The sequence below is a fragment of the Streptomyces sp. NPDC017936 genome (assembly GCF_044328485.1).
Classification (GTDB): domain Bacteria; phylum Actinomycetota; class Actinomycetes; order Streptomycetales; family Streptomycetaceae; genus Streptomyces.
The window spans coordinates 610,767-628,844 of sequence record NZ_JBIRHK010000001.1 but is presented as its reverse complement, the minus strand read 5'-3'; the positions used below and the strand labels follow the sequence as shown (position 1 = coordinate 628,844).

The window sequence follows — 18,078 nt, the reverse complement described above, 5'->3', positions numbered from 1 at the left end:
CCACCGGGAACCGGTGGGGCGCTCCGCGCTCGGGGAGGCCGGCCGCCGTGTCTCGTGCGCGTCCGGGGCCGGGCTCACCCGGCCGTCGGCACGGCGGGCGCACCCCGCCCGCGGGTCCTGCGCAGAGCGGCCCGCCAGGCGAGGGCGATCCCGGTCTCGGCCAGCCCGAGCACCAGCAGCCACAGCCCGAGCAGCCGGGTCAGCGCGAGGGCCGACTCGGCCGGCAGGACCAGGACCACGACGCCGCCGACGACGCCCAGCGCCGCGGCGCCGAACAGGAAGCCGCGGTGCGGCAGGCCCTTGGCGACGACGGCCGTGAACGCGGTCAGCAGGCCGGTGACGAGCCAGACGATCCCGACGATCAGCGAGAGCGCGGTGATCGTCTGCAGCGGGTGCCGCAGGCAGAGCACCCCGGCCAGGACGTACAGCACCGCCAGCAGCAGCCCCGACATCCGCTCGCCGTGCTCCCGGGAGAAGACGGCGACGAACCGGAACGCGCCGGTCACGAGGAAGTACAGCCCGATGAGGACCGCCAGGACGTGCAGGGTCGCCTCCGGCCAGGCCAGGAGCACGATCCCCGGCACCAGCGTGGCCACCGCGGACCCCAGCAGCCAGGTCCACGAGCCGCCGAGCCGGGACAGCAGTTCCTCGGGGTCGCTCCCCGGGCCGGCGGGATCCGTCCCGCCGGTGGAAGGATCCGGCGCGGCGTACGGCGCCGGGTCACGCGGCACGGTCATGGCTCCTCCTCGCGCGATGCCCTGCCGATCGCCGCCGGACCGCCGGTGGGACGGGTGCGGTGACCACGTCAGCCAGCGTTCCGCGCCCGGCCCGGCCGGGGATCACCCACGGCGGGTGATCCCCGCGCGGCGTCCCGGCGGTGAGGTGGTCCTCGACCGGGTTCACCGGTTCCCGGCGCAGTGGAGCGAAGAGACACACCATGAGCGATCCGGACGTTGCCCCGGCGAAGGGGGCGAGGTCCGCCCGGACGGCCCCGGGCCCGTACCCGCCGCCGGCCGCCCGCCGGCGGGCGGCGGCCCTGTGCTTCCTGCGCGCGGCCGTGGTCGCGGTGGGGTGCGTCACCGCCTACTACCTGCTCCCGCTGGACCGCCCCGCCACGGTCGGCACCACGCTGCTGCTGGTGGGCGGCTTCCTCGCGATCGCGCTGGTCTTCGCCTGGGAGGTGCGCACGATCACGCGCTCGGCCTATCCCCGGCTGAAGGCCGCGGAGGCGCTGGCCGCCACCCTGCCGCTGTTCCTCGTGCTCTTCGCCAGCGTCTACTACCTGCTGGACCGCTCCGCTCCGGAGACCTTCGACGAGCTGCTGACCAGGACGGACGCCCTGTACTTCACCCTCGCCACCTTCACCACCGTCGGCTACGGCGACATCACCGCCCACTCCCAGGCGGGCCGTGTGGTGACGATGCTGCAGATGGCCGGCGGTCTGCTGGTGGTGGGCGTCGCCGCCCGGGTGCTGGCGGGCGCGGTGGAGGCGGGGCTGCGACAGCGGGAGCGGCGGCCCGGGCCACGGCCGGAGGACGCCGGGGACGGGCCACGCCCGACGGACGACGGAAGAGAAGGCCGGCCATGACCGTACCCATCGCGTTCTCCGCCCCTCCGACCCTGGCCGAGCGGGCCGCCGACGGGAGGCGGGCGCGCACCCGTGTCCCGCGGTCCGGCCACGCGGCCCTCGAGACGGGGCCGCGCCGCCCCGATCCCGTCGACGTGCTGGAGCGCCAGTCCGCCACCCGGGTGCGGGAACTGGTGCCCGTGCGGTACGGCCGGATGCTCGAATCGCCGTTCCGCTTCTACCGCGGAGCCGCCGCGATCATGGCCATGGACCTCGGGGCGCAGCCCGACACCGGCCTCACCGTGCAGCTCTGCGGCGACGCCCACCTGCTGAACTTCCGGCTGCTGGCCTCTCCCGAACGGCACCTGGTCTTCGACATCAACGACTTCGACGAGACCCACCCGGGCCCCTTCGAGTGGGACGTCAAACGGCTGGCCTCCAGCTTCGTGATCGCCGGCCGGGCGAACGGGTTCTCCGCCAAGGAACAGAACCGGGCGGTGCGCGCCTGCGTGCGGTCCTACCGCGAGCGGATGCGGGAGTTCGCCGGCCTGCGCACGCTCGACGTCTGGTACGCCCAGGACGACGTCGACCACCTGCGCGAGCTGCTGGCCGCGTCGATGGACGCGGCGGCCCGGCGCCGCACCGACCGCGCCGCCGCGAAGGCCCGCACCCGCACGCACCTCCAGGCCTTCGCGCAGCTCACCCGGGCCACGGCTGAGGGCCGGCGGATCGCGCCCGACCCGCCGCTCATCACCCCGCTGAGCGATCTGGAGCCCGGCGGCGAGCCCCTGGCCGAGCGGCTCGGCCCGCTGCTGGAGGTCTACGCCGACAGCCTCTCCTCCGAGCGCCGGCACCTGCTGCGGCGGTACCGGGCGGTGGACGTGGCCCGCAAGGTGGTGGGGGTGGGCAGCGTCGGCACCCGCTGCTGGATCCTGCTCATGCTCGGCCGCGACGACGACGACCCCCTGCTGCTCCAGGCCAAGGAGGCCCAGAAGTCGGTGCTCGCCCCGTACACGGACGGCGACGCGTACGACAACCAGGGCCGCCGGGTCGTCTCCGGGCAACGCCTCATCCAGACGTCCAGCGACATCTTCCTGGGCTGGACGCACGGGGTGGGGCTCGACGGGCACCTGCGGGACTTCTACGTCCGCCAGCTGCGCGACTGGAAGGGCATCGCGCGCCCCGAGACCATGGACCCCGGGCTGCTCGCCCTCTTCGGCCGGCTGTGCGGGGCGTCCCTGGCCCGCGCGCACGCCCGCTCCGGTGACCCCGTCGCCATCGCCGCCTACCTGGGTGGCGGCGACCGCTTCGACCGCGCCCTCGCCGACTTCGCCCAGTCCTACGCCGACCGCAACGAACGGGACTTCACGGCGCTGCGGACCGCCGTCCGATCCGGCCGCGTCACCGCGGAGGGCCTCTGACCGCACAGGACCACCGAGAGCCACACGCCGCCCTCGACGGCCGCCGCGCACCGTCCCGGGGAGAACCGGGACCGTTCCCGGGGCCGGTCGGGGGTGGTTCCGGGGGTGAGGCGGGCTCGTGTCCTGGGTCGGCCTGGGGCGGTTCCGGGGAAGAGCCGGGCTGGTGTCCTGGGGGTCCGGGGCGTTTGCCTGAGGGCCGGCCGGGTCTGTTCCCCGGAGTGAGCCGGGGGCGTTTCCCAGGGTCGGTCGGGGGTGGGGCGGGGGCGTTTCCCTGGGGGAGGGTCGGGCTGGTGTCCTGGGAGGGCCGGGGCGTTTGCCTGAGGGCCGGCCGGGGCCGTTCCCCGGAGTGAGGCGGGGGCGGTTCCCGGGGCCGGTCGGGGACGTTTCCGGGGGTGAGGCGGGGGTGGTTCCCAGGGCCGGTTCGGGGCGTTTGCCTGGGGTGAGGCGGGCTCGTGTCCTGGGTCGGCCTGGGGCGGTTCCGGGGAAGAGCCGGGCTGGTGTCCTGGGGGTCCGGGGCGTTTGCCTGAGGGCCGGCCGGGTCTGTTCCCCGGAGTGAGTCGGGGGGCCCGGGGCCGGGCGGGGGCGGTCGGGGACGGTTCCGGGAGTGAGCCGGGTGTGGTTCCCGGGGGCGGTCTGGGTGTTCCTGGGGGCGGCCGGGTGCGGTTCCCGGGTAGGCCCGGGGCGTTCGTCCGGGGAGGGAGGGCACGGGGTCGTTTCGGGGCGTCCAAGGCGTTCCCGGGGACGGCCACGGTCGTTTCCGGGGCCCGGGCCGGACCGTTTTCCGGGGGACCGTCAGGGCCGTTTCCCTGGGGGACCGGTCCGCTTCCGGGTGCGCCGCGCTCGTGTCCGGGGGCCCCACCGCCGTTCCCCGAGGCGGGCTGCCGTCGTTTCCGGGGTCGCCACGGGCGTCGCGGGGCCCGCGGCCCTCCGGGTCACTCCGGCAGCTCGCGCATCTCCACCACGTGCACCCCGATGGCCTGGAAGCGGGCCAGCAGTCCGTACAGGTGCGCCTCGTCCAGGATCGGGCCGTACAGGACCGTCTGGCCGGACAACACGACGTGCTCCAGCTCAGGGAAGGCCTTGACCAGCGTCTCCGACATCTGCCCGTCGACGCGGAACTCGTAGCGCATGAGCTGCTCTCTTCCGCGGGCGACTTCCGACCGGGCGTGCTGCGCCCACCCTCCGAGCGTCCACCCGTCCGCCCCCGGCGGCCTCACCCCGTACAGGTGACCCGGCGCCGCGCGGTCCGGCCGCGGCGCCCGTGCGACGCCTGTGCCGACGCCGCCGCGGTGCGCCAGTGCGCCGATGCGTCAGTGCGCCCATGGGCCGATAGGCGAATAAGTCAACGCGTCAGTGCTTCAGCACGAGCTTGAACACGACGATCAGCAGGCCGATCGCCAGATTGACGCAGCCCGCGCCGACCGCCAGCCGCGCCGACGCCCCCGCCCGGCGGGCCGCCGCCACCGACCAGCCCACCTGCCCGGCCACGGCGACCGCGAGCGCCAGCCACACGGACCCCTGGGTGTCCAGCCCCAGCAGAGGGCTGACCGCCACCGCGGCGGCGGGCGGGAAGGCCGCCTTGACGATCGGCCACTCGTCGCGGCACGCGTGCCGGACGGCCCCGCGGTCCAGGGGCCGCTGTGCGAGCCGCGCCCCGAACAACTGGGCGTGCACGTGCGCCAGCCAGAACACCACTCCCGTCAGCAGCAGGAGCACCACCAGCTCCACCCGGGGGAACGCGCCCAGCGTGCCCGCGCCGACCACCACGGAGGCGGCGAGCATCGATCCGTACACACCGCCGGTGTAGTCGGTGTGCGCCCGGCGCTCGGCGACGCGCGCGGCGTGATCCGGTCGGGGCATCAGAGGCTCCCTTCCCCCGGCGCCCGGCCGCGGACGTCGCCGCGCGGCGGCACCGGCCCGCCCCGCCCCGGCCTCCCCGGCAGGGCCCCCGTGAACAGGAAACTCGCCAGGGTGACGCCCCCGGCCGTGAGGATGCCGGCCTTGAGGCCGGTCAGCTGCGCCGACGCGTACGAGTCGGTGAGGGCGTCGACCTCCGCCGGGGGCAGACCGGCCCGCTCGGCCGCGGAGCGCACCTGCTCGGTGGGGACGAAGCCGACGCCCGCCTCCAGGGCGACGCTCGTCTCCTGCCGCGCCTCGTCCGACAGCCGCGGGTCGTCCTCGACCCGGGTGATGAAGGCGTGGGCCAGGGCCCCGATGAGGAGGGAGCCGATGAGCGCCGTGCCGAGGGCCGATCCCAGGTTCTGCGCGGTGAACTGCAGGCCCCCGACCTCACTGCGCTCCTCCTCGCCGGCGCTGGACTGCACGACGTTGCCGAGCTGCGAGGCGAGCAGGCCCATGCCGATGCCCAGGACGGCCATGGCGCCGAAGAACTGGGCGTCGTCGATGACCGGGTCGATGCCGGCCAGCAGCCACACGATCGCCACCAGCAGGGTCCCGAGGGCCAGCCGGACGACGAGCCGGGGCCCCGCCCGGCGTCCCAGCCGGACGGCCCCCAGGGACGTCACGAGCATCGTGACGGAGACCGGCAGCAGCCGCAGTCCCGTCTCGAAGGCGTCGAAGCCCTGCACGACCTGGAGGTAGAGCGGGATGGCGAAGAACAGGCCGAGCAGGATGAGGTTCTGGCTCAGCAGCGCCATCAGCCCCGAACGCAGGGGCGGCCTGCCGAGCAGGGCCGTATGGACCAGGGGGTCCTCGCCCCACGTGTCCCGGCGCCGTTCCCAGCTCCTGAACAGGGCCAGGACCGTCGCCCCGGCCGCGATGACGAAGAGCGTGGGGGCGAAGCCCAGCACGGTGAACGGGGGATTCCTCGGCTCCACCCACCCCCAGGTGCCGCTCTGCAGCACGCCGAGGACGCCGAGCCCGAGCCCGGCGGCCGACAGCAGCGCGCCGACGACGTCCATCCGGGGCCGTCGCCCGCCCGGCGCCGTCGGCGGGATCGCCCGCCGGAACAACAGCACGGCCAGGACGACCACGACCTCGCCGGCGAACACCAGGCGCCAGGTGAGGTACGTCGTCACCCAGCCGCCGAGCAGCGGGCCCACCGCGATGCCCGCGCCGGCCAGGCCGCCGATGACGCCGTAGGCGACGGAACGGTCCTTCCCCCGGTAGGACTCGGCGACGAGCGCGGCCATGGAGGGCAGCACCAGGGCCGCGCCGATCCCTTCCACGACCGACCAGCCGAGGGTCAGCACCGCGAGGGTGGGGGACACGGCGGTGAGCGCCGACCCCGCGCCGTAGACGGCCATCCCCAGGAGGAAGACGCGCCGGCGGCCCAGGACGTCGCCGACGCGGCCGCCGATGAGCATGAAGGCGGCCATGACGAGGGCGTACAGCGTGATGACGGCCTGGATGGCCGTGACGTCGGTGTCGAAGTCGTCGACCAGCCGGCTGATCGAGACGTTCATCACCGAGGTGTCCAGCACCATCAGGAACTGGGCCGTCCCCAGGACGATGAGGGCGCGCCAGTGGGCCATGGGGTTCACCTCACTGGGTCGGCCCGGCAGGGAGTGGGGCGCGGGCGGGCCGGAGCGGACGCGCCGCCGGGTCCAGAACAGCAGGCACGACGGGGCACCGCCTCACCCGCCGCGGGCGAGTCCGGCGCGGGGCGGAGCCGCCGGCGCGACCGGGCGTCACGGCGGCCGCGGGCCGTGGGCCCGGGGGACCGCGGCGGTCGCCGGTCGCACGCCCCGGCGCTCACAGCAGCCGCAGGTCGCGGGCCCGGCGCACCGCGTCGTTGCGCCGGTTCACCGCGAGCTTGCGGTAGACGCTCTTGAGGTGGGTCTTCACCGTGTTCACCGACAGGTACAGGTCCGCGGCGATCTCCTCGGTCGACATCATCTGCGCCAGCCGTCGCAGCACGTCGAGTTCGCGTGCGCTCAGTTCCTCGACGACGAGCGGCGCGGAGGGGGCCGCCGGGGCCGCCGGGCCCCGGGGAGCCCGGCCGTGCGGCGCCGGTCCGGACACCAGCCAGCCCTGGGCGGATCCCCGCAGCGGTTCCGAGTCCAGCAGCGGGCGGATCCAGGATCCGGCCTCCCGGAACGGCCGGCGCAGCCGGTCGTGCCGGGCCTCGAGGAGCGCCCGGGCGACGAGGCGGCGGGCGGTGCCCGGGTCGCCCGCCTGGTGGGCGGCCTGGGCCCGGACCAGACAGGCCCGCACGGTCACCGCCGGTCCCGGCCGGTCCGTGTCCGGCAGGTGGTCGATCAGGTCCAGGGCCTCGGCGGGCCGCCCCTCGGCGAGCCGGGCCCGTGCGGCCTCGATCGTGCACGGGGCGCGGTGGTCCATGACGGGCTCGAGGACCTTCCGGGCCGCCTCCGGCCGGCCCTGCGCCAGGTGGGCGGCGGAGGCGACGAGCGCGGTGTGCTCCTCGGCCCAGGGGGAGGGGACGGCGGCCGGGATCCTGGGGGCCGTCGTCTCCAGCGCGGCCCGCGCGTCGCCCCTGGCCAGGAACAGCCGCCCGCGGACGACGGCCCACCCGGTCTCCATGACCGGGTCCCAGGGCGCGTCCCGGCAGTCGTTCACCTCGTCGAGGAGGAGCTGCGCCCGGTCGAGTTCGTCGCGGTCGACGGCGACGGCGGCCAGGACCAGCCGTCCGATGCCCGACCCGGAGTGCGGGGGCAGCCCGTGGCGTTCCGCCTCGGCCGCCGCGGCCAGGGCCCTGCGCTCCGCCCGGCCGGGCCGGCCGGAGAGGTGGTCGATCAGGGCGAGCTGCCCCAGGGCCTCCAGCCGGGGGAGGGCCGTCGACGCCCCGCCCGGGCAGTCGGCGACGGCGGACAGCGCCGCGCTCGCCGCCTCGAACCGTCCGGCCCACAGCCGGGCGGCGCCCAGGTGCGTCAGCAGCAGGGCGGTGACCTCGGGGTGCGCGTCCAGCAGGTGCGCGGGGACCTCCCGTCTGAGCGCCTGCGCCGCCCGGGCCGCCTCCTCGGCCAGGTCGGGCGAACCGGTCAGGCGCGCGGCCAGGGCCTGGAGCAGGGCGCAGCTGAGCCGGGCCGGGGCCGTGCCGGTCCCGTCCGTGGTCCGCAGCGCCTCCTCGGCGCCGCGCAGGTGGGCCAGGCCGTGTTCCAGGTCGTGGTGGGCGAGTTCCCGGGCCGCGCGGACCAGGTTCGCGGCCGGGCCCGTCGTCTCGGGGCTCATCCGCCCGAAGACGTCGGACAGGTCCTGGGAGTGCAGGCCGGTGAAGATCTGCCCGATCGCCAGGTCGTCGACGAGGGCGTGGGCGGCGAACTCCCAGTCGTCGGCCGCGGCGCCCTGGGCGAGCGCCTCGGCCAGGGTTCCGGACCGCCGCAGCCAGTGCGCGGCCCGGCGGCGGAGCTGCGGCTCCAGCCCGGGTGAGCGTTCCCGGAGGTGGACCTGGAGGATCTCCGCGAACAGGGGGTGCAGGCGGTACCAGGAGTGGCCCAGGTCCTGGAGGAAGGCGTTCTCCCGGTGCAGTCCGGCCAGCGTCGCCTCCGCGTCGGACCGCAGGGTGAGGGCGTTCACCAGGCCGGGGGAGAACCTGTCCAGGACGCTCACGCGCAGCAGCACGTCCTGCCGCTCGGGCCGCTGCCGTTCGAGCACCTCGGCGAGCAGGAAGTCGGCCACCGTGCTGTGCCCCGCCTCGAACTCCTTCAGATAGGTCTCGGGATCGTCGCTCTGCTGGGCGGCCAGGGCGCACAGCCGCAGCCCCGCGGCCCAGCCCTGGGTGCGCCGCACCAGCGCCCGTACCGAGTCGGCGGGCAGGGACAGGCCGTGCAGCGTCAGGAGGTCCGAGGCCTCCTCGGGGGTGAAGGCGAGGTCCGCGTCGCGGACCTCCGTCATCTCGCCGGCCGCCCGGTAGCGGTGCAGCGGCAGCAGCGGGTCGACGCGGGTGACGAGGACCAGCCGCAGTCCGGGGCCGGCGTGGTCCAGTACGAAGCGCAGCTGCTCCGCCACCTCGGGGGTGGTGACCTGGTCGTACTCGTCGAGCACGAGGACCACGGGCCGGTCCCGGTCGGCGAGGCCCGCGGCGAGCCGGGCCAGCAGGTTGTGGTCCACCCGGCTCGCCTCCGCCGGGCAGCCGATCCCGGACGTCACCGGCACGCCGGTCGCGCGCAGTGCCTCCAGCACGTACGCCCAGAAGATGCCGGGGGCCCGGTCGGTCGCGTCGCAGGTCAGCCAGGCGACCGGTGCGTCGAGGGTGGCGACCCGGTCGGCGACCAGGAGGGTCTTGCCCGCGCCGGCGGACCCGCTGACCACGGTCAGCGGGGTCGTCGGGACGGGGTCCAGGCGCTCGGCCAGCCGCTCCCGGTGCAGGAAGGTGGCGGGTCTGGTGGGCAGGGAGAACCGGGTGCGCAGGAACGGGACCCCCGCGGGGTCCACCCCCTCCTGCTCGGCCCCCGGATCAGACTCGTTCATCGCAGTCACATCGCTCACCACCGTCGTGACCGTCGTGCGCCCGGGTGGCCAGGGGCGGCGTCGTCCCGCCTTCATGATTCCAGCCTTCGGGCGCGACCGCTTGTCCACCGGCGCGCGCGGGCCCTGCCGGTGGGCCGTCCGGTCCTCGCCGGTCCGCCGGGCCGGGAGGCGTTCCCGGGGAAAACGGCAGGCCGAGCACCCCGCCGAGCTGACCTGCAGTCAACTTACTCATGGGTCAGAAGGTATTGACGGTGCCCGGAAAGGGTCGGACTGTAGTGGACATGCCGACTATTCGGGCACGTCTGCTCGCGGTCCTGGTCGTCCTCTGCGGATTCCTGACGGTGACGGGTACCCCGACCGCCACCGCCGCCACCGTTCCCGGCTCCCTCCCCTTCGACGGCACCCCCCTCACCGTCTCCGGCGGCCGCTTCGTCGACGCCGCCGGCCGCGAGGTCGTGCTGCGCGGCTACAACGTCTCCGGCGAGACCAAGCTCGCCGAGAACAAGGGCCTGCCCTTCGCCTCGGTCGCCGACGCCAGGAAGTCCGCGACCGCCCTGCGGGCCCTCGGCGGCGGCAACTCCGTGCGCTTCCTGCTCTCCTGGGCCTACGCCGAGCCGGTGCGCGGCCAGGTCGACACCGCCTACCTGGCCGCCGCCACCGACCAGATGCGCGTCTTCCTCGACGCCGGCATCCGCGTCCATCCCGACTTCCACCAGGACCTCCACTCCCGGTACCTCTTCGACCCCGACAGCTGGTACACCGGCGACGGCGCCCCCCGGTGGGCGGTGGACCTGGGCGGTTACCCCGACGAGTCCTGCGGCATCTGCTTCTTCTGGGGCCAGAACATCACCCAGAACGGCGCGGTGAAGGCCGCCCAGCACGACTTCTGGCACAACGCGCACGGCCTCCAGGACTCCTTCCTCGCCACGGCCCAGCAGACCATGGCCTACGTCAGGCAGCACCTGACCGCCGAGCAGTTCGCGGGCGTCCTCGGCTTCGACCCCTACAACGAGCCCTACGCCGGCGCCTACGACTCCGGCCAGACCAGCCGCACCTGGGAGCGCGACCTGCTGTGGCCGTTCTACGTGAGGTTCCGGGCCCGGATGGACGCGGCCGGCTGGCAGGACAAGCCCGCCCTCGTCGAGCCGAACCTCTTCTGGAACGCCAACATCGGCTCCCAGAAGCAGGAGGGCGGTCTGCTCGACGCGGGCACGCTCGGCTCCCGCTACGTCCTCAACACCCACTTCTACGACCAGAAGGCGATCTCCGCCGTCCTGATGTGGGGCAAGGCGGCCGACGGCCAGTACGCCGGCGACTTCGGCGCGGTCCGCGACCGGGCCGCGGCGGCGGGCACGGCGGCCGTCGTCAGCGAGTTCGGCCACCCGCTGTCCGGCACGGTCTCCGACAAGGCGCCCACCGTCCTCAAGGCGATGTACCAGGCCCTCGACTCCCGGGTGAAGGGCGCCGGCTGGTGGAACGCCCCGGCGGGCTCCGGCCCGGTCCTCTCCGGCAACCAGTGGCAGTGGGACATCTACCACGGCCGTCACCACGAGCCGATGAACGGCAACCCCGACAAGGTGCTCACCGCCGGCGACGCCTGGAACGACGAGGACCTGTCCGCCGTACGCCTCGACGACAGCGGCACGGTGACGCTGCGCCAGGACGCCCGGCTGCTCGACCGCGTCTACCCGAGCGCCACCGCCGGCACCACCCTCGCCTTCACCTACGAGGACCGCTCCCGCGACGGCTCCACCACCCTGACCTGGAACCCGGTGCCGAGCACCCTGCCGCACGTGGCGCAACTGGTCGGCTCCGGCCAGTACGGCGTGCTGGTGTGGCGCTCGGGCGGCACGGCGGCGCCCACCGAGCTGCACCTGCCCGCGTCCTTCCCGACCGCGTCCACCACCGTCGTCTCCGACCTCGGCACGGTGCACGGACCGCCCGCGTACACCGCCACCACCGCGATCGCCGCGGCCGCGGAACCGGGCGGCACGGGCAGCCGCCGGCTGCTGCTCACCGCGCCCGGCCCGGGCACCGTGCACCACGCGCTGGTGACCAACGGGGCCACCTCGCCGTCCGCGTCCCTGCTGGCCGCGGCCCGCGCGGAACTGTCGGCGTGGGCGGCGCAGAAACTGGGCTGACCGACCCCCGCTTGACCCTCCCCTTGCGTCAGGGCCGACGCTGTACCCCGACGAAAGGGCAGGTGGATGAGGTACTCCGTACGGCAGGTCGCGGACTTCGCCGGCGTGACGGTGCGCACGCTGCACCACTACGACCGGACGGGCCTGCTCGCCCCCGGCGGCCGCAGCCGGGCCGGATACCGGCTCTACGACGACGCCGATCTGGCCCGGCTCCAGCAGATCCTCTTCTACCGCGAACTCGGCTTCTCCCTCGAAGAGATCGCCGCCATCCTCGAGGACCCGCAGGCAGGCGCCCTCGACCGGCTGCGGGAGCGGCAACGGCGGCTGGCCGAGGAGATCGCCCGGCTGCAACGGCTGGCGGAGGTCACCGAGCGGGCCATCGAGGTCCAGCAGACCGGTGTGCCGATGACCCCCGAGGAGCGCTTCGAGGTCTTCGGCGACATCGCCTTCGACCTCAGCTACGCCACCGAGGCGCAGCTGAAGTGGGCCGATTCGGCCGGACGGCGCGAGGCGATGGCGCGCGCGGCCGCCCACACCAAGGAGGACTGGCGGCGGCTGATGGCCGAGGCCGCCGACTGGCGCGCCGACCTGCTCGACGCCCACGACGCCGGCGAGCCCGCCGACGGCGAGCGGGCCATGGACCTCGCCGAGCGGCACCGGGCACATGTCACCCGCTGGTTCACCGACTGCCCGCCCGCGATGCACCGGCGCATCGCCGACGACTTCGCCGCCGACCCGCGCGCCTTCGCCCTCGTCGTGCCCGCGCCGCAGCAGCGCCCGGGACTCGCCGCCTACCTGTGCGAGGCCGTGCACGCCAACGCCGCCCGCCGGCCGTCCGGGGCCCCCACCCCTTCCGAGGAGGAGCAGCCGTGAGGATCCTGATCGCCGCCGCCGGTTCACGGGGCGACGTCGCCCCGTACACGGGCCTGGGGGCCGAACTGCGGCGCGTCGGGCACGACGTGGTCCTCGCGGCGCACGAGACCTTCGCGTCCTCGGCGCGGGCGGCCGGGCTGGGGTTCCGCGGCCTTCCCGGCCGTGCGGAGGGCGACGTGTCCGGCCGGCGGGAACTGATGCGCACCGCCACCGCGTTCGTCACCGAACTCGGGCAGGGCTTCGTCGACGTGGTGACCCCGGACACGGACCTGCTCCTGCTGTCCACCACCACCGCCCCGCTCGGCCGGCACCTCACCGAGGCCACCGGCATCCCGAACCTCGACGTCCACCTCCAGCCCACCGCCCCCACCGGCGACTTCCCGCCCCCCGTCACCGGCGCGCGCTCCCTGGGCCGCCTCGGCAACCGCCTCGCGGGCCGCCTCGCCCTGCGCATGGCCGACCGCGTCCACACCCAGGCCGTCACCGAGCTGCGCCGTCGCCTGGACCTGCCCGCGCGCACGCCGGCCGCCGAGCGCCGCCGCCAGGAACGGGCGCACCGTCCCGTGCTGCACGGCTTCAGCACGGCTCTGGTGCCCCGCCCCTCCGACTGGCGCCCCGGCCTGGAGATCGTGGGCACCTGGTGGCCGTACCTCGATCCGGCCGAGCGTCTGCCCGCCGAGGTCGAGGACTTCCTCGCGGCCGGCCCGCCGCCCGTTCTCGTCGGCTTCGGCAGCATGGGGGCCGGCCACGGCGAACGGCTGAGCTCCCTCGCCGTACGGGCTCTGCGCGCCGCCGGGCTGCGCGGCATCCTGCAGAGCGGCAGCGCCGGCCTCGCGGCCGACGGCGACGACGTGCTCACCGTGGGGGACGTGCCCCACGCCCTGCTCTTCCCCCGCGTGGCCGCGGTGGTCCATCACGCCGGAGCGGGCACCACGGCGGCCGGTCTGCGCGCCGGGGTGCCCGCGGTACCGGTACCGGTGGCGGCGGACCAGCCGTTCTGGGCGGCACGGCTGGCCCGGCTGGGCGCCGCCACCGCGCCCCTGCCGTTCGGGTCGCTCACGGCCGAGGCGCTGACCGACGCGCTCGACCGCGCCGTACGGCACCCCGGGTACGCCCGGTCCGCCGAGGCCGCCGCGCGGCACCTGGCCGCGGAGGACGGGGCGGGACGCACCGTCGCGTACCTGGCGGAGCGGTTCGGCTGAGTCAGCTCGCGGGGCTCGTCCAGTCGGCGGCGACATGGCCGAGCCGGACGCGCTGCGGGTGGTCGCCCACCGGCACCGACACGACCTTCCTGCCGGTGGCGAAGTCGATCGCGGTGACCTGGTCGGTGCCGCTCTCGGAGACGACGCAGCTCTTGCCGTCGCCGCTGACCGTGGCCCAGTAGGGCTTGGAGGCGGTGACGAGCGGGCCCTCCTGGAGGGTGGCGCGGTCGACGACGGTCGCGTAGTCGTCCATCGTGCCCGCGACGCACAGCTTGCCGCCGTCGGGACTCATCGACAGACCGTGGTGGCGCGAGTCGTTGACGAAGGTGGTGCGGTCGTCACTGGTGGCCGGGTTCTTCGGCAGCGTCTTGGTCCGGGTGATCCTGTCCGTGGCGATGTCGTACTCGAAGAAGCCGTTGAAGAAGGACACCTGGAAGTACAGCTTGGACTCGTCGGGCGAGAACACGGCCGGGCGCACGGCGTCCGAGTAGCCGGTGAGGCCGATCGCGTCCAGGCGCTGCCGCATGTCGATCACCTTGACCTGCTGGAAGGTGGTCGCGTCGACGACGGTGATGCGCCGGTCGCCCTTCGTCCAGTCCAGCCACGTCGCGTCGAGCGCGGTGTTCACGTCGCCGATCGACATGGTCCAGATGTACTTGCCGTCCTTGGTGAAGATGTTCTCGTGCGGCTTGTCGCCCGTGGAGTACGAACCGAGCTGCTTGCCCGTGGTGATGTCCAGCACGTGCACGGTGTTCGACGTCGAGGCGGAGACCGCGACACGGGTGCCGTCGGGGGAGACGGCCATGTGGTCCGAGCGGAAACCCGACACCGGGAAGCGCCAGTTGACGGCGCCCGTCGTGAGGTTGATCGAGACGACGTCCGCGAAGCTGGGCCGGGAGACGACCACCGAGGTGCCGTCCGGCGTGGAGTACATGTCGTCGACGAACTGGTCGTGGCCCTCGCCGACGCTGTTGCGGACGGTCATGAAGGCGATCCACCGGATCGGGTCGGCGTTGATCTCCGCCATCCGCTCGTCCTTGTCGGGGACGACGTCGATCCGGCCGATCTTCGCGAAGTCGCCGCCGGACTTGATGACGTCGGCGGTGCCGTCCCAGTTGTTCCCGACGAACATCACCTCGCGCAGCGCGGCGGCGTCGGGTCCGGTGGCGGCCGTGGCGACGGCCGCGGGGGCGGTGACGGTCAGGACGAGGGCGGCGGCCACGGAGCAAAGGTGCCTGGTTCTGCTGGCAGGCATGACTGCTCTCTCCTCTGGGTGGGGGGCGGGTGCGCGGGCAGGGGCGAGCGAGGTCGGAATCTGAACACGGCTGCGTTCAGAGTGGACTTACTGGAAAGTAAGGAAGGGGTGGCCGTGACCACAAGACCGCGTGCACGACAAAATCGACCGGAGGAGCGACGAAGGAGGCCCAGTGGCGGGCAGGCTCAGGGCGCCGACCGGCCGGTACGCCGGCAAGTCCGCCGAGGAGCGGCAGGCCGAGCGGCGCCGCAGATTCCTGGACGCGGCACTGCAGTTGTTCGGTGACACCCCCGGGTACCGGGGCACCACGGTCGCGGCGCTCAGCGAGGCGGCCGGCCTGTCGACGCGCCAGTTCTACGAGGAGTTCCGCACCCTGGAGGACGTCCTGGCGGCGCTGCACCTGAAGGTCAACGACTGGGCCGAGGAGGCGGTGGTGGACGCCGTCGCCGCCGCCCGCGACCTCCCGCTGGCCGACCGTGTCACGGCGATCTTCCGCGCCTACGCCGGCAGCGTCACCGCCGACCCGCGCCGCATCCGCATCACCTTCGTCGAGATCGTCGGCGTCAGCCCGCGGCTGGAGGAGCAGCGCCTGGCCCGCCGGGCCCGCTGGGTGGAGCTGATCTGCGCCGAGGCGACCGCGGCCGCCGACCGCGGCGAGGCGGCCCGCCGTGACTACCGCCTCGCGGCGACCGCCTTCATCGGCAGCGTCAACGGCCTCCTCCACGACTGGAGCGCCGGATGGGTGGACGCGACCCTGGACGAGGCCGTGGACGAACTGGTCCGGCAACTGCTGGGCATCCTGCGGCCACGGGAGTGGACGCCGGGCGGCCCCTGACCGGCGCACCGGCCTCCGGGCCCCGCCGGCGGGCCGCGAGCGGTGCGCCCCGGGCTCCGTGCACCTCCTCGCTACTCGTCCCAGGCCTGGATGATCGTCTGCTCGACGATCTTGCCGTCGCGCAGCTTGATCATCGAGTCGGAGAGGACGCGCACCCCGTCCGCGTACTCGCAGGACTCGCTGAAGGCGGCGCGGTCGCCCTGCACGACGCACTCCTCCAGCGTGTGCGTCATGTCCCGGCTGTAGACGTCGTCGAGCATCTCGGCGATCTCGTCACGGCCGTGCAGCACCTTGGGATGGCTGGGCTGGGTGTGGTGGTCGACGACGCGCAGTTCGGCGTCGTCCGCGTAGAGCGACAGCAGGGTCTGCGGGGTCTGCCCTTCTATGCCCCGGCGCAGGGTGTCGGTGTCGAAGACGGAACGTGCCGCGGTGCCCATGGTGACCTCCTCGGAGGGCCCCGGCCGAGGGGGAGCGGGCCGCCGGGCCCTCACCTTCGAGACTCCTCCGGGCCACCGGCCCCGGCAAGCGCGGACGCCGCACCGGCTCGCCCACGCCGCCGCCCGCCGCCGACGCCTGACACGTCGACCGTCTCCCGTGCGGGCCGGCCGGTTCACCCGGCGCTCGCCAGGAACTGGGTCGCCGCCAGCTCCGCGTACAGCGGGTCGGCCGCCACCAGCTCACGGTGCGTGCCCACCGCCCGGACCCGGCCCGCGTCCATCACGACGATCCGGTCGGCGGAGGTCACCGTCGACAGCCGGTGGGCGACGACGAGGACGGTGGTCGTGCGGGCCACGTCGGCGACGGTGTCGCGCAGGGCCGCCTCGTTCACCGCGTCCAGCTGCGACGTCGCCTCGTCGAGCAGCAGCAGGCGCGGCCCGCGCAGCAGGGCCCGGGCGATGGCCACCCGCTGGCGCTCCCCGCCGGACAGTTTGGTCCCGCGGTGCCCGACCCGCGTGTCCAGGCCCTGCGGCAGCCGGGCGACCAGGTCGTCGAGCCGGGTCGTCTTCAGCACCCGCCGCACGGCGTCCTCTCCGGCCGCGGGATTCCCCAGCAGCAGGTTGTCGCGCAGCGTGCCGGACAGCACGGGGGCGTCCTGCTCGACATAGCCGATGGCGGACCTCAGACGGGGCAGCTCCCAGTCGGTGAGGGCGCGCCCGTCGAGGGTGATCGCGCCGGACTGCGGGTCGTAGAACCGCTCGACGAGCGAGAACACCGTCGTCTTGCCGGCGCCGGACGGCCCGACGAACGCGGTCATGCCCCGGGCCGGCACCTCGAACGTCACCCCGTGGTGGACGTACGGCAGGTCGTCGGCGTAGCGGAAACGGACGTCGTGGAAGGCGAGCGCGGCCGGCCCGTCGCCGGACGACGGCAGCGGCTCGGCCCCGGCCGCCGCCGGCTCGGCGGGCAGCCGCAGCGCCTCCTGGATGCGGCCGAGGGCCGCCGAGCCCGTCTGGTACTGCGTGATCGCGCCCACGACCTGCTGGATCGGCGACATCAGATAGAAGACGTACAGCAGGAACGCCACCAGCGTCGCGATGTCGATCGCACCCGTCGCGACCCGCGCCCCGCCCACCGCCAGCACCGTGATGAAGGCGGTCTGCATCGCCAGCCCGGCCGTGTTGCCCGCGGCCGCCGACCACTTGGCGGCCCGTACGCTCTGCCGCCACGACTCCTCGGCCGCCGCGTGCAGCGCCCGCTCCTCGCGGGCCTCGGCACCCGACGCCTTCACCGTGCGCAGCGCGCCGAGCACCCGCTCCAGCGAGGCCCCCATCACGCCGACCGCGTCCTGAGCGCGCCGGCTGGCCCGGTTGATGCGGGGCACGATCACCCCGAGGACCGTGCCTGCGCCCAGGATCACCGCCAGCGTGACCCCGAGCAGCACCGGGTCCACCACCCCCATCAGCACCACCGTCGCCACGAGCGTCAGCCCGCCGGTGCCGAGGCCGACCAGCGAGTCGGTGGTGACCTCCCGCAGCAGCGTCGTGTCCGAGGTGACGCGCGCCATCAGATCACCGGGCTCGCTGCGGTCCACGGCCGTGATCCGCAGCCGCAGCAGATACGACGACAGCGCGCGCCGCGCCCCGAGCACCACCGACTCGGCCGTGCGCCGCAGCACGTACGAACCCAGCGCCCCCACCGCCGCGTTGGCGACGACCAGCGCCGACAGCGCGAGCAGCGCGCCCGTGATCGGGCGGTCCGCGGCGAGGTCGTCGATCAGCCCGCGCGCCACCAGCGGCAGCAGCAGCCCGGTGGCCCCGGTGACCAGGGAGAGCAGCGCCCCCGCCAGCAGGGCCCGGCGGTGCGGTCGTACATAACCGAGCAACAGTCGCCACGGGGGTGGCGCGGCGGCCGTTTCTGCGTCGCTCACGGGGCTCCTCACAGGCGGGTGCGGAC

Annotated in this window: 14 protein-coding genes; 6 read left to right on the top strand and 8 right to left on the bottom strand. The window is 74.6% G+C overall.

Annotation, left to right across the window (positions count from 1 at the left end):
• Positions 1–74: 74 nt before the first annotated feature.
• Positions 75–737, bottom strand: a complete 663-nt coding sequence (locus ACH4F6_RS02540; RefSeq protein ID WP_397957988.1) for an HdeD family acid-resistance protein — start codon at positions 735–737, stop codon at positions 75–77.
• Positions 738–937: 200 nt separating this feature from the next.
• Here ACH4F6_RS02540 and ACH4F6_RS02535 point away from each other — a divergent pair, with 200 nt between their 5' ends.
• Both ACH4F6_RS02535 and ACH4F6_RS02530 read left to right on the top strand, forming a co-directional pair.
• Positions 938–1,588 carry a potassium channel family protein gene (locus tag ACH4F6_RS02535; RefSeq protein ID WP_397957987.1) on the top strand — a complete coding sequence of 217 codons (651 nt, stop codon included), beginning with the start codon at positions 938–940 and terminating at the stop codon, positions 1,586–1,588.
• On the top strand, positions 1,585–2,988 hold the full coding sequence (locus ACH4F6_RS02530; protein ID WP_397957986.1) for a DUF2252 domain-containing protein: 1,404 nt from the start codon (positions 1,585–1,587) through the stop codon (positions 2,986–2,988). Before ACH4F6_RS02535 ends, ACH4F6_RS02530 begins: the two co-directional genes overlap by 4 nt.
• Positions 2,989–3,920: 932 nt before the next feature.
• Here ACH4F6_RS02530 and ACH4F6_RS02525 read toward each other — a convergent pair.
• The 4 genes from ACH4F6_RS02525 to ACH4F6_RS02510 all read right to left on the bottom strand — a co-directional run bounded on the left by ACH4F6_RS02525 (position 3,921) and on the right by ACH4F6_RS02510 (position 9,378).
• Positions 3,921–4,118: a hypothetical protein gene (locus ACH4F6_RS02525; protein WP_397957985.1), complete on the bottom strand. Its 198-nt coding sequence runs from the start codon at positions 4,116–4,118 to the stop codon at positions 3,921–3,923.
• Positions 4,119–4,338: 220 nt separating this feature from the next.
• Positions 4,339–4,848 carry a hypothetical protein gene (locus ACH4F6_RS02520; protein WP_397957984.1) on the bottom strand — a complete coding sequence of 170 codons (510 nt, stop codon included), beginning with the start codon at positions 4,846–4,848 and terminating at the stop codon, positions 4,339–4,341.
• On the bottom strand, positions 4,848–6,482 hold the full coding sequence (locus tag ACH4F6_RS02515; RefSeq protein ID WP_397957983.1) for an MFS transporter: 1,635 nt from the start codon (positions 6,480–6,482) through the stop codon (positions 4,848–4,850). Before ACH4F6_RS02515 ends, ACH4F6_RS02520 begins: the two co-directional genes overlap by 1 nt.
• 220 nt (positions 6,483–6,702) lie before the next feature.
• Positions 6,703–9,378 carry a LuxR C-terminal-related transcriptional regulator gene (locus ACH4F6_RS02510; protein ID WP_397957982.1) on the bottom strand — a complete coding sequence of 892 codons (2,676 nt, stop codon included), beginning with the start codon at positions 9,376–9,378 and terminating at the stop codon, positions 6,703–6,705.
• A 281-nt stretch (positions 9,379–9,659) separates the two neighbouring features.
• Between ACH4F6_RS02510 and ACH4F6_RS02505 the strand changes: the two genes are divergently transcribed.
• The 3 genes from ACH4F6_RS02505 to ACH4F6_RS02495 all read left to right on the top strand — a co-directional run bounded on the left by ACH4F6_RS02505 (position 9,660) and on the right by ACH4F6_RS02495 (position 13,594).
• A complete protein-coding gene (locus ACH4F6_RS02505; RefSeq protein WP_397957981.1) occupies positions 9,660–11,519 on the top strand; it encodes an endoglycosylceramidase in 1,860 nt (619 codons plus the stop codon).
• Between the two features lie 66 nt (positions 11,520–11,585).
• Positions 11,586–12,392 (top strand): MerR family transcriptional regulator, encoded by an 807-nt coding sequence (locus ACH4F6_RS02500; RefSeq protein WP_397957980.1) that lies wholly within the window; start codon positions 11,586–11,588, stop codon positions 12,390–12,392.
• The gene (locus ACH4F6_RS02495; protein ID WP_397957979.1) at positions 12,389–13,594 is read left to right on the top strand and encodes a glycosyltransferase; all 1,206 of its coding nucleotides are present in this window, start codon (positions 12,389–12,391) and stop codon (positions 13,592–13,594) included. Before ACH4F6_RS02500 ends, ACH4F6_RS02495 begins: the two co-directional genes overlap by 4 nt.
• A gap of 1 nt (position 13,595) precedes the next feature.
• Here the strand turns inward: ACH4F6_RS02495 and ACH4F6_RS02490 are convergent, their stop codons facing one another.
• Positions 13,596–14,849, bottom strand: a complete 1,254-nt coding sequence (locus tag ACH4F6_RS02490) for a YncE family protein (RefSeq protein WP_397957978.1) — start codon at positions 14,847–14,849, stop codon at positions 13,596–13,598.
• A gap of 172 nt (positions 14,850–15,021) precedes the next feature.
• Here ACH4F6_RS02490 and ACH4F6_RS02485 point away from each other — a divergent pair, with 172 nt between their 5' ends.
• Positions 15,022–15,684 carry a TetR/AcrR family transcriptional regulator gene (locus tag ACH4F6_RS02485; RefSeq protein ID WP_397957977.1) on the top strand — a complete coding sequence of 221 codons (663 nt, stop codon included), beginning with the start codon at positions 15,022–15,024 and terminating at the stop codon, positions 15,682–15,684.
• Between the two features lie 71 nt (positions 15,685–15,755).
• Here ACH4F6_RS02485 and ACH4F6_RS02480 read toward each other — a convergent pair whose 3' ends face one another.
• Together ACH4F6_RS02480 and ACH4F6_RS02475 are read right to left on the bottom strand one after the other, a co-directional pair.
• Positions 15,756–16,121 (bottom strand): nuclear transport factor 2 family protein, encoded by a 366-nt coding sequence (locus tag ACH4F6_RS02480; protein WP_397957976.1) that lies wholly within the window; start codon positions 16,119–16,121, stop codon positions 15,756–15,758.
• 173 nt (positions 16,122–16,294) lie between these two features.
• Positions 16,295–18,052, bottom strand: coding sequence for an ABC transporter ATP-binding protein (locus ACH4F6_RS02475; protein WP_397957975.1), 1,758 nt, complete (start codon positions 18,050–18,052; stop codon positions 16,295–16,297).
• Positions 18,053–18,078: the final 26 nt, after the last annotated feature.